This is a genomic window from Stenotrophomonas sp. YJH_SMC_57 (assembly GCF_059369755.1).
Map to the genome: position 1 here is coordinate 84288 of NZ_JCAFSZ010000012.1, position 11633 is coordinate 95920.

Below are 11633 nucleotides of genomic sequence, written 5' to 3' on the forward strand. Positions count from 1 at the left end.
TTACCCGGGAGTTGTCATGTTGGAAGCCTACCGCCACCACGTCGCCGAGCGCGCTGCGCTTGGCATCCCGCCGCTGCCGCTGAGCGCGCAGCAGACGGCCGATGTCATCGAACTGCTGAAGGACCCGCCGCAGGGCGAGGCCGAGTTCCTGCTCGACCTGCTGACCCACCGCGTGCCGGCCGGCGTTGATGACGCTGCCAAAGTCAAAGCCTCGTACCTGGCGGCGATCGCGCTGGGCAGCGAGCAGAATCCGCTGATCAGCCGTGAGCGCGCCACCGAACTGCTGGGCACCATGCTCGGCGGTTACAACGTTGCTCCGCTGGTGCAGCTGCTGGACGACGCCAGCGTCGGCACCATCGCCGCCAACGGCCTGAAGAAGACCCTGCTGGTGTTCGATGCCTTCCATGACGTGCAGGAAAAGGCCAAGGCGGGCAACGCCAACGCCCAGGCCGTGCTGCAGAGCTGGGCCGATGCCGAGTGGTTCACCGGCAACCCGGAAGTGCCGCAGAGCCTGACCGTCACTGTGTTCAAGGTGCCGGGCGAGACCAACACCGACGACCTGTCGCCGGCGCCGGACGCGACCACCCGCCCGGACATTCCGATGCACGCGCTGGCGATGCTGAAGAACAAGCGCGACGACGCGCCGTTCACCCCGGAAGAAGACGGCAAGCGCGGTCCGATCCAGCAGATCCTGTCGCTGAAGGACAAGGGCCACCTGGTCGCCTACGTCGGTGACGTGGTCGGTACCGGTTCCTCGCGCAAGTCGGCCACCAACAGCGTGCTGTGGTGGACCGGCGATGACATTCCGTTCATCCCGAACAAGCGTGCCGGCGGCGTCTGCCTGGGTTCGAAGATCGCCCCGATCTTCTACAACACCATGGAAGATGCCGGTGCGCTTCCGATCGAGCTGGACGTGTCGAAGATGGAGCACGGCGATGTGGTCGAGCTGCGTCCGTACGAAGGCAAGGCGCTGAAGAACGGCGAAGTGATCGCCGAATTCCAGGTCAAGAGCGAAGTGTTGTTCGACGAAGTGCGTGCCGGTGGCCGCATCCCGCTGATCATCGGCCGCGGCCTGACCGGCAAGGCGCGCGAAGCGCTGGGCCTGGCCCCGACCGACCTGTTCCGCCTGCCGGTGCAGCCGGTCGACACCGGCAAGGGCTTCTCGCTGGCACAGAAGATGGTCGGCCGCGCCTGTGGCCTGCCGGAAGGCCAGGGCATGCGCCCGGGCACCTACTGCGAACCGAAGATGACCTCGGTCGGCTCGCAGGACACCACCGGCCCGATGACCCGCGATGAGCTGAAGGACCTGGCCTGCCTGGGCTTCTCGGCCGACCTGGTGATGCAGTCGTTCTGCCACACCGCCGCCTATCCGAAGCCGGTGGACGTGAAGACCCACCACACCCTGCCGGAGTTCATCTCCACCCGTGGCGGCGTCTCGCTGCGCCCGGGCGACGGCGTGATCCACAGCTGGCTCAACCGCATGCTGCTGCCGGACACCGTCGGTACCGGTGGTGACTCGCACACCCGTTTCCCGGTGGGCATTTCGTTCCCGGCCGGTTCGGGCCTGGTCGCCTTCGCCGCTGCCACCGGCGTGATGCCGCTGGACATGCCGGAGTCGGTGCTGGTGCGCTTCAAGGGCAAGATGCAGCCGGGCGTGACCCTGCGTGACCTGGTCAACGCGATCCCGCTGTACGCGATCAAGTCGGGCCTGCTGACCGTGGCCAAGGCCGGCAAGAAGAACATCTTCTCCGGTCGCATCCTGGAAATCGAAGGCCTGCCGGAGCTGAAGGTCGAACAGGCGTTCGAGCTGTCCGACGCCTCGGCCGAACGTTCGGCCGCCGGTTGCTCGGTGCGCCTGAACAAGGAACCGATCATCGAGTACCTGACCAGCAACATCACCCTGCTGAAGTGGATGATTGCCGAGGGTTACCAGGATCCGCGTTCGCTGCAGCGCCGCATCGAGAAGATGGAAGCGTGGCTGGCCAACCCGGAGCTGCTGGAGCCGGATGCCGACGCCGAGTACGCCGCCGTCATCGAGATCGACCTGGCCGACATCCACGAGCCGATCGTGGCCTGCCCGAACGACCCGGACGACGTGAAGACCCTGTCCGAAGTGGCCGGTGCCAAGATCGACGAAGTGTTCATCGGTTCGTGCATGACCAACATCGGTCACTTCCGTGCGGCTGCCAAGCTGCTGGAAGGCAAGCGTGACCTGCCGACCCGCCTGTGGGTGGCCCCGCCGACCAAGATGGATGCCTCCGAGCTGACCAAGGAAGGCGTGTACGGCACCTTCGGCGCCACCGGCGCACGCATGGAAATGCCGGGCTGCTCGCTGTGCATGGGCAACCAGGCACAGATCCGTGAAGGTTCCACCGCGATGTCGACCTCGACCCGCAACTTCCCGAACCGCCTGGGCCGCAACACCAACGTGTACCTGGGTTCGGCCGAACTGGCCGCGATCTGCTCGCGTCTGGGCCGCATCCCGACCAAGGAAGAGTACATGGCCGATGTGGGCGTGATCGCCGCCAGCGGCGCGGAGATCTACCGCTACATGAACTTCGACCAGATCGAGGAATACCAGGACGTGGCCAAGACGGTCGCTGCCTGAGGGTAGTGCCGGCCGCTGGCCGGCATCCCCGTTGAAACGAAGAACCCCCGGTGAAAACCGGGGGTTTTTTGTGCGTGCAGCGTTAGACTTGCCGCCTCGCTTGTTGGAGTACACGGATGTTGCAGGATCGATTGAACAGCGGTCGCACGCGCGGTTGGCGCTGGGCTGGTAGTGCGGTGGTGCTGGCCACGCTGATGATGGGGCATGCCGCGATGGCGCAGCAGGCGGTGCAGCACGCCGCTGTCGAGCGGGCTCGGCCGGTTCACGAGCCGGCGTCGATCGTGATGGAGACCAAGCACAGCAATCCGCCGCGCTATCCGTCGCAGGCATTCCGTGATGAAAAAGAGGGGGAAGCGATCCTGATGGTGCAGGTCGCCGCCGACGGGCAGTGGGTTGGCGCGACCGTACTGCAGAGCAGCGGCTGGCCGGAGCTGGATGAAGCGGCGCAGGCAGCGACACGCAAGTGGCGCTACCTGCCGGCGAGCGAGGATGGCGTACCCGTGCCGGGCGAGATCCGCGTGCCGGTGTCGTTCAAGCTGTGATCATGCGGTAGTGATGCCGTTGCCCGGCACTGCCTGGCAACGGCGTTGCTCCTGCTGTGGTTCCGACGCCTTACTGTGCGGCACACGCTTTCGGGGCGTGCACGAGGTTGACGTGCAGGCTGCCATCGGCAGCCACCTGCTTGCTCTCCAGCACGCACATCTCGTTCTCGAGCCGCATCATCACTTCGTAGTCCTGACCCGCCTTCGGCACGAACTGGATCGACAGCGAGTCCGGTGCTGCTCCGCAGCGGAGGTGGGCAACGTTCTGGAACTGTGCGTCGAAGATCAACGGCTTGCCGGCCTCCACCGAATACTCCTGGAAGTTCGGGTTCGAGAACAGGACGCTTTTCATCGCACGCACAGTGTCGGTTTCCGGCATTCCGATGGAAATATTCTGCGGACTACCGCCCACCAGGCTGCCTACGGCCGCGCTGTTGCTGCGCGCGACCACGACTTTCCTTCGCGCGTCGCCGCGGCATTGGCCACCGATATGCATGGTGATGCTGCGGCCGTTGGCACCGAAGATGCGGATGCGGGAGCGATTGCCGTCGGGCAGGGCAGCGGCAACGGCGCTGGCAGGCGCTGCGGCGCGCTTCGCGGACGGAAACGCTTCTGGCAGACGCGCGACGAATCGTGCCACGCACTGCTCGGCCAGCTCGTCGGCCACGCTCCTCACTTCGGCATAGTCATCCGCCTGCCACTGTGGCAGCGCTGCCGACTGCGTGCCATCGGTGCAGTCAACGGTCATGGCCGATGCGCCCGGGGCCGGCAGCACCTCGATCGTGGTGCGGTGCTTGAGCTCGTAGGGGATCTGCGAGCCACTGAGCTGCCCGTAGACCAGCGCCCACTCGTGCGGGTCGGCCCGCACGGTCACGGGGGCGCTGGGAACCGCGTCGGGATAGGCATTGAAGTACTCGGAAAGACGCTGCTGCAGCAGTGCCGGCACCCGCGCCACTGCGGGGCTGGACACGCCTTCGACGGTGTCGCCGTGCAGGGTGTCCTTGGAGAAGCCACGCGCCTTGCGCGCACCGACCACGGCCAGGGCGAAGATGTTCATCTTGGCCAGCGTGGCCACGCCCATGTCCGATCGGGTCACCAGTCGCAGGTCTGCGTCGCCGGAACGCTTGCCCTTGGCATCGGTGCCGGTGCCATGGTCGATGTGGACCACCTTCATCCAGTCCGTGGACAGTACCGGTGCCGGATGGCCTGCGCCTGTGGCCGTTGCGGCCTCGTCCTGGGTCGCTGCCCCTGTTGGCACTGGATCGAGCGAGGCGGCACTGATCGCAGCGGCCAGCTGGACGCTTGGCGAAGGGAACACGGTGGGCAGCTGTTCCACGAGCCGGTCAACACAGCGCTGCGCGAACTGGCGTGCCGCGGCCCTGACCTGCGCGTAGTCATCTGCCTGCCAATCTTCCAGCGGCGCCGTCTGTACGGGATCGCTGCAGGTGATGCTCAGCCAGGGCGGGCTGATGGGAGACGACTGTGCAATGGTGAGGGTGGCCTCATGCTGCAGATCGTACGGAACCGCGTTGCCCGACAGCGACTGGTAGGTGAGCGACCACAGGCCGGCGTTTGCGCTGACGATCTGCGCGTGCTCGGGAAGCGCATCCGGATGTGCGATGAAGTACTCGGCCAAATGGCGGCGCAGCAGTGCGGGGATTTCGTCAACGGCTGGGCTGGACACTGATTCGATGACGGTGCCACGCAGGTTCTTCTTCGAGAAGCCATCGACACGGCCACCGCCGGCCTTGGCGGCGGCCGCCAATTGAACAAGCTTGAGCGTGACGACTTTGCCGGTGTCGCCGCGCGAGACCAGGCGCAGCTTCAGATCGACATCGCGGTGTCCAGGCAGGCCGGAAGGCGCGCCGGGCACCACCTGGACGCGCGTGCTCCAGTCATCGGGAGAGGGCGGAGCGGGCGCGCCGTCGACCGCTTGGGTGCGGGCTGCGTCGGTGGCAGGGGCAGCATCGTGTACCGGGACGGCAGCGGGTTCTTCTGCCGATGCCGGCGCAGACAGCATCAGGCCCAACGCGATGGCGGCAGGCAGGCAGTTCAGGCGTAGTGCCACAGTGGAGCTCCTTGGGGAAACGCGATGAAGAACGGCCGGGTCCCCTTGGCCGGCCGTTCGGGAAAGGTGTGTTGCGCGTGGGCTCAGCCGCGCGCCAGCGCCAGCAGCCGTTCGGCAATCCGCTCGAGAGGGACCTGCTCTTCGGCAGCGCCCAGCTTGAACGCGGCGCCGGGCATGCCCCAAACCACGCTGCTGGCCTCGTCCTGCACCAGCGTCGGTGCGCCGGCCTGGCGCATTTCCAGCAGGCCGCGTGCACCATCGTCGCCCATGCCGGTAAGGATGGCACCGATGGCGTTGCCACCGGCGCTCTGCGCCACCGAGCGGAACAGCACGTCCACCGCCGGCTTGTGCCGGTTCACCGCCGGGCCGTCGTCGACGCGGCAACGCCAGCGCGCACCGTCACGGATGATGCGCAGATGCTTGCCGCCCGGGGGCAGGTAGGCATGCCCGGGCAGCACCGCTTCGCCGTCGCTGGCTTCGCGCACGGCCATCGCCGAGTGGCGGTCCAGGCGCTCGGCGAACGCCGTGCTGAAACTGGCCGGCAGGTGCTGGGTCATCACCACGGCCGGCGCGTCTGCGGGCAGGCCTTCCAGCACCACGCGCAGGGCTTCGGTGCCACCGGCGGATGAGCCGATCGCGATCAGGCGGTCGGTGGTACGGAACTGCGGTGCGGCCGGGCGCATTGCCGGAGCGGCTTCGAGCGTGAGCTTTGGCGTGGCAGCGCGCACCAGCGGACGTACCCGCGAGCGCGCCGCCATCTTCACCTTGGCGATGATCTCATCGGCGTAGCCCTGCAGCCCACGGGCCACATCGAGCTTGGGCTTGGAGACGAAATCGACTGCGCCCAGTGACAATGCCTGCAGGGTGGTGTCGGCGCCGCGCTCGGTCAGCGAGGAGATCATCACCACCGGCAGTGGATGCAGGCGCATCAGGTTTTCCAGGAACGCCAGCCCGTCCATGCGCGGCATTTCCACGTCCAGCGTGATCACGTCCGGGGCCAGGCGCTTGATCTTCTCGCGCGCCAGCAGCGGGTCGGCGGCGGTGCCGACCACGTCGATGGCCGGATCGCTGGACAGGATCTCGGTGAGCATCTGCCGCACGACGGCAGAGTCGTCGACGATCAGGACCCGGCAGGGGGCGTTGCCGGTCAGGGTCATTCGAACAGCTCCACGCCACCAGTGACCGGAGCCTTGGACAGGCGGGCACGCACCGCCGATTCGGTCGCGGCCACTTCGGCTTCATGGGCGTGCGGCAGGCGCTGCACCACCACGCGGCCGGTATCGGCGAAGAACCAGATCTTGCGTGGATGGATGCCGCACAGGTCCTCGGCGATGATCGGGATGTGCTCGGCCTGCAGGTACTGGCGTACGAACTCGGCGTTGCGGGTGCCGACCGGGTTGCTGGTGAAGCCCTTGAGTACGTTGGCGCCGCCGAACACTTTGGCTTCGATGCGCTTGCGGTGCGCGCCGCGCTTGAGCATGTCGTTGATCAGCAGTTCCATCGCGTAGCTGCCGTAGCGCGCGGGGGCGCCATCACCGGCGTTGCCCTCGGGCAGCAGGAAGTGGTTCATGCCACCGATCTTCAGTACCGGGTCGCGCAGGCAGGCCGCCACGCAGGAACCGAGCGTGGTGGTCAGCGCGGTGGTGTCATCGACGACCAGGTACTGGGTGGGCAGCAGCTTGGCGGCGATGGTCTTGAAGCGCGCGTCCTGGTAGCGCATCACATCGTCGGTACGCAGCGAGGCATTCATGCGCCGGCCTTTGCCGCACGGCGGTACAGGGTGCGCCCGCAGGGCTGGATGAGGTCGGCCGCGTGCAGGTAGTTCTCCGAGTGGCCGGTGTACAGCAGGCCGTCGTCGGCCAGGTGCTGCACCAGGCGGCCGAGGATGGCGCGCTGGGTGGGCTTGTCGAAGTAGATCATCACGTTGCGGCAGAACAGTGCATCGAACGGGCCGCCGACGTCGTAGCGCGGGGCCAGCAGGTTCAGCGGGCGGAACTCGATCAGGTCGCGCAGCGCCGGCAGCACGCGGCACTGGCCTTCGTTGGGGCCGCTGCCGCGCTGGAAGTAGCGGCGGCGCAGGTCCGGATCGAGGTTGGCGACACGATCGATGCTGTAGACGCCGCGGCCTGCAGTGGTCAGTACCTGGGTGTCGACGTCGGTGGCGACGATGCGTACCGGCGGCTTCAGCGTGCCGAACGCTTCACAGGCGGTGATCGCCATCGAGTAGGGCTCTTCGCCGGTGGACGCGGCGCACGACCACAGCAGCAGCGGCGTGCGGCCGTTGCGCTGCTGCAGTTCCTCGCGCAGCTTGTCGAAGTGGTGTGGCTCGCGGAAGAACGAGGTCAGGTTGGTGGTCAGCGCATTGGTGAACGCCTGCCACTCATCGCCATCCTCCTGTTCCAGATGATCCAGGTACTGCTGGAAGCTGCGCATGCCGAGCGTGCGCAGGCGGCGCGACAGGCGGCCATAGACCATGTCGCGCTTTGCCGGCGCGAGGGCAATGCCCACGCGCTGGTAGATCAGGTCGCAGACGCGGCGGAAATCACGGTCGGCGAACTCGAATTCGCGGGGGCCGGTGACGATGGGAGTAGGACTTTGCACGGGGGACGTGTCCATCGGCGGGGGCGGCGGCCGAAGCCGCCGCGGGTGGGTCTCAGAATTCCTGCCAGTCGCTGTCGCTGGCGACGAAGGTGCTGGCGTTGCTGCTGCGGCGGACCGCCGCCGGCGCAGGCGCCGCCTGCGGGCGCGGCGCGCTGGCGGTGACGCGGGCCGGCTCGACGTGGGCGGCCACCGCCTTCATCGCGGCCGAGACCTGGTTGTCGAGGCGGAAGATCGCCACCGCGTCGGCCAGCTGGCCGGCCTGGTCTTCCATCGCGCGGGCGGCGGCGGTCGCTTCTTCCACCAGCGCGGCGTTCTGCTGGGTGGTCTCGTCCATCTGCACCACGGTCTGGTTGACCTGCTCGATGCCGGCCGACTGTTCCTGCGAGGCGGCGGAGATCTCGGCCATGATGTCGGTCACGCGCTGCACCGAGGCGACGATCTCGCCCATGGTGCTGCCGGCCTGGTGCACCAGGCTGGAGCCCTCGGCGACCTTGCCGACCGAATCGTCGATCAGGCCCTTGATTTCCTTGGCGGCGGCGGCCGAGCGCTGGGCGAGGGTGCGCACTTCGCTGGCGACCACGGCGAAGCCGCGGCCCTGTTCACCGGCACGCGCCGCTTCCACCGCAGCGTTCAGCGCCAGGATGTTGGTCTGGAACGCGATGCCGTCGATGACCGAGATGATCTCGGCGATCTTCTTCGACGAGGCTTCGATGGCCGACATGGTGGTCACCACCTGGCCGACCACTTCGCCACCCTGCGAGGCGACGCCCTGCGCGCCGATGGCCAGCTGGTTGGCCTGGCGGGCGTGTTCGGCGTTCTGGCGCACGGTGGAGGTCAGTTCCTCCATCGAGGCGGCGGTCTCTTCCAGGTTGGCGGCCTGCTGTTCGGTACGGCGCGACAGGTCGCCGTTGCCCGAGGCGATCTCGCCGGCGGCGAGGGTGATGCTGGAGGCGCTGGCCTGGATCTGGCCGACGATCTGGGTCAGCTGCGCGACGGTGGTGTTGGCGTCGTCGCGCATGCGCGCGAACACGCCCTGGTAGTCGCCGTGCATGCGTGCGGTCAGATCACCTTCGGCGATGGCCGACAGCAGCTGCGAGAGCTTGCCGAGGTTGTCATCGCTGACCGCCATCATCGCGTTGAGGTTTTCCAGCATCAGGCGGAAATCATGATCGAAGCGCTGGGCGTCGCCACGGCGGCTGAAATCGCCTGCGGCGGCGGCGCTGGCCAGCTGCTTGATCTCGGCGTTGATGCGGCCGAGATTGGTCTTGACCGTGTCGACGGTGGCGGTCATTGCCGCCTTCTCGCCCGGGTAGCGCGCGATGTCGTGGCTGAGATCGCCGACCGCATACTGCTGCACCACGTCGAGCACGTCGTGCAGGGTCTGCACATGGCCGCCGACCAGGGCGTTGGTCTCCTGCACCATCAGCCCGTACTCGCCGGGGAAGGCGCTGGCGTCGATGCGGTAGCTCAGTTCGCCGGCATCGTGGCGCCGCGCCATTTCGCGCTGGCCGCCGATCACCGCGTGCAGCTGCTGCTGCATGCCCGACATGGCGTGCAGCAGGCGGCCGGGTTCGTCGTGCGGCTGCGGGCCGATGTGGCTGTCCAGCTTGCCGCTGGCAATGCCTTCGGCGACGGCGGTGGCCTGCTTCAGCGGGCGCGCGATGCGGTTGCCGATGACCCAGCTCAGGGCCAGCACGATCAGCACCAGCACGCCGCCGGAGACTGCCATGATGGCGGTGAACACCAGTGCCTGCTTCTGCACGTCGTCCATGTAGACGCCGCTGCTGACCACCCAGTTCCAGGGCGCGAACAGGCCAGCGTAGGCCACCTTCCCGACGTCGCCCTTGCTGCCGGGCTTGGCCCAGCGGTAGTTGACGAAGCCGCCACCGGCCTTGGCCGCTTCGACCTGGTCGTAGTAGATGCGTACTCCATCGTCGGTGCGGAAGTCCTTCATGTCCTTGCCGACCAGGTCCTTGCGGAACGGGTGCATCAGCAGGCGGTAGCCGGTGTCGTAGATGTTGAAGTAGTACGTATCGTTCTCGGCGCGCATCGATTCCAGCGCCTGCAGCGCGGCGCCCTTGGCGGCCTCTTCGCTGAGCTCGCCGGTAGCGGCCAGGCGGTGGTAGTGCTGGAGGATGCCGTAGCTGAGTTCGACCTGGGTCTTCAGCGCGGTCTTGCGGGTCTCGGTGAGGTCCAGGTACTGCATGCGGGCAGCGATCACCGAGAGCGCGATCACGCCGAGCGCGATGAGCAGCGTCAGCAGGTTGAGCTTGCGCCGGACGGAGAGGTTGCTGAAGTAGTGTTGCCAGCGATGCAGGAGATTCATCGAGCAGGACCAGGTCGAAACGGGCGGGCGGCGCCGAGCCGGTCACAGCGGGACAAGCGGTGACACCCCCGTTATCGGCCGCGCGGGCCCAGGGTTGAGCCGCGCGCGAACGGCGGGCCGCGGCCGTTCAGCCAGCCAGCTGATCCAGGCGCAAGCGTACCTGCGCCAGGGCGCGTTCCAGGGTGGACGGATCGACCGTTCCCAGCGCGATGCGCAGCGCGTTGGGAACGTGGGTTCCGACCGCGAACGGCGCGGCGGTCGAAAGCACGATGCCCTGCTCATGCAGGTCCTGGCAGATCGCCTCGGCGCGGTCGCGCCCTTCCAGTGGCAGCCACAGCAGGTAGGAACCAGGGTGGCCGACCAGCGCGACACCTTCCAGCAGACGCCGTGCCAGTGCCTGCCGGTGCCGGGCGTCGGCGCGGCGGTGGCGTTCCATGCGGTCGACGGTTCCATCCATCAGCCAGCGGCGCACCAGCGCCGTCACCAGTGCCGGCGAGTTGACCGTGGTGGCGCGGATCGCGCGCTCGATTGCGCCCATCATGGCCGGCGGCGCACTGATGTAGCCGAATCGCAGGCCGGTGGCGAGGTTCTTGGACAGGCCGCCGATGTACACGGTGCGTTCCGGTGCCAGCGCCGCCACGGGTACCACGGCGGGCGCGGCCAGATAGGCGTAGGCCGCATCTTCCAGCACCAGCAGGCCATGCTGGCGGGCGATCGCGGCCAGCTCCTGGCGCTGCTGCAGCGTCAGGACGAAGCCCAGCGGGTTGTGCATGGTCGGCATGCAGTACACGGCCTTGACCCGGCGCTGGCTGCACAGCGTGCGCAGTGCCTGCAGGTCGGTGCCCTCCGGGCCGACCGGCACCGGGATCATCTCCATCCGCAGCATCGCCGCGATCTGCCTGAAACCAGGGTAGGTCAAGGCGTCCACGGCGATGGCATCGCCGGGGCACAGTGCGCCCAGCAGGGCGACGGTCAATCCGTGCTGGGCGCCCTGGACCAGGGCCACCCGTCCGGCATCGGTAGGTACCCCGCGCTGCACCAGGTAGTCGGCCACGAGCTGGCGCTCCTGGGGCCGACCCAGGGGCGGCTGGTACAGAAGCAGTGCTTCCAGGTCGCCCTGCTGCGAGAGGTGGCGCAGGGCCCGGCGAAGCTGCGTGTCCTGGCCGAACGCGGTGGGCATGTTGGCGTTGAGGTCGATGCCGCTGCCGAGACCGGCCAGCATGTCGCAGGCCATGCCCCGTGCGCCGAACGCCTGGCGCACATAGGTGCCGCGACCAATCTCACCGATGACCAGGCCCATCCGGGCCAGCTCGGCGTAGACGCGGCTGGCGGTGGCAAGCGCCAGATCATGGCGGCGGGCGAGCTCGCGATGGGTGGGCAGGCGGGTTCCAGGGCGCAGGTTCCCGCTCTGGATGTCCGATACGAGGCCATCGACTACCTGCTTGAACCGTGAGCGTGCCATCCGTGCGCCGAGTGTATCTAGGACAA

At 67.7% G+C, this 11633-nt stretch carries 8 protein-coding genes; 2 read left to right on the forward strand and 6 right to left on the reverse strand.

What is annotated here, in order from left to right; translation table 11 throughout:
* Nucleotides 1-16: 16 nt before the first annotated feature.
* Nucleotides 17-2608: a bifunctional aconitate hydratase 2/2-methylisocitrate dehydratase gene (gene acnB / locus AC5P7U_RS16710; protein WP_414555043.1), complete on the forward strand. Its 2592-nt coding sequence runs from the start codon at nt 17-19 to the stop codon at nt 2606-2608.
* 179 nt (nt 2609-2787) lie between these two features.
* Nucleotides 2788-3150, forward strand: coding sequence for an energy transducer TonB (locus tag AC5P7U_RS16715; RefSeq protein WP_414555044.1), 363 nt, complete (start codon nt 2788-2790; stop codon nt 3148-3150).
* Between the two features lie 70 nt (nt 3151-3220).
* Here the strand turns inward: AC5P7U_RS16715 and AC5P7U_RS16720 are convergent, their stop codons facing one another.
* From AC5P7U_RS16720 to AC5P7U_RS16745, 6 genes are all read right to left on the reverse strand, one after another.
* Nucleotides 3221-5218 carry a hypothetical protein gene (locus tag AC5P7U_RS16720; protein ID WP_495221278.1) on the reverse strand — a complete coding sequence of 666 codons (1998 nt, stop codon included), beginning with the start codon at nt 5216-5218 and terminating at the stop codon, nt 3221-3223.
* An 83-nt stretch (nt 5219-5301) separates the two neighbouring features.
* Nucleotides 5302-6375 carry a protein-glutamate methylesterase/protein-glutamine glutaminase gene (locus AC5P7U_RS16725; RefSeq protein ID WP_008268640.1) on the reverse strand — a complete coding sequence of 358 codons (1074 nt, stop codon included), beginning with the start codon at nt 6373-6375 and terminating at the stop codon, nt 5302-5304.
* Nucleotides 6372-6968 carry a chemoreceptor glutamine deamidase CheD gene (cheD, locus tag AC5P7U_RS16730; protein WP_008264676.1) on the reverse strand — a complete coding sequence of 199 codons (597 nt, stop codon included), beginning with the start codon at nt 6966-6968 and terminating at the stop codon, nt 6372-6374. The genes AC5P7U_RS16725 and cheD overlap by 4 nt, the downstream gene beginning before the upstream one ends.
* The gene (locus tag AC5P7U_RS16735) at nt 6965-7834 is read right to left on the reverse strand and encodes a CheR family methyltransferase (RefSeq protein ID WP_495221280.1); all 870 of its coding nucleotides are present in this window, start codon (nt 7832-7834) and stop codon (nt 6965-6967) included. The genes cheD and AC5P7U_RS16735 overlap by 4 nt, the downstream gene beginning before the upstream one ends.
* Before the next feature lie 37 nt (nt 7835-7871).
* The gene (locus tag AC5P7U_RS16740; protein ID WP_312562170.1) at nt 7872-10145 is read right to left on the reverse strand and encodes a methyl-accepting chemotaxis protein; all 2274 of its coding nucleotides are present in this window, start codon (nt 10143-10145) and stop codon (nt 7872-7874) included.
* 127 nt (nt 10146-10272) lie between these two features.
* Nucleotides 10273-11607 carry an aminotransferase-like domain-containing protein gene (locus AC5P7U_RS16745; RefSeq protein WP_006471884.1) on the reverse strand — a complete coding sequence of 445 codons (1335 nt, stop codon included), beginning with the start codon at nt 11605-11607 and terminating at the stop codon, nt 10273-10275.
* Nucleotides 11608-11633: the final 26 nt, after the last annotated feature.

Coding starts and splice junctions, on each gene's coding strand:
- acnB (WP_414555043.1), top strand. CDS start 17: ATGTTGGAAGCCTACCGCCACCACGTCGCCGAGCGCGCTGCGCTTGGC.
- AC5P7U_RS16725 (WP_008268640.1), bottom strand. CDS start 6,375: ATGACCCTGACCGGCAACGCCCCCTGCCGGGTCCTGATCGTCGACGAC.
- cheD (WP_008264676.1), bottom strand. CDS start 6,968: ATGAATGCCTCGCTGCGTACCGACGATGTGATGCGCTACCAGGACGCG.
- AC5P7U_RS16735 (WP_495221280.1), bottom strand. CDS start 7,834: ATGGACACGTCCCCCGTGCAAAGTCCTACTCCCATCGTCACCGGCCCC.
- AC5P7U_RS16740 (WP_312562170.1), bottom strand. CDS start 10,145: ATGAATCTCCTGCATCGCTGGCAACACTACTTCAGCAACCTCTCCGTC.
- AC5P7U_RS16745 (WP_006471884.1), bottom strand. CDS start 11,607: ATGGCACGCTCACGGTTCAAGCAGGTAGTCGATGGCCTCGTATCGGAC.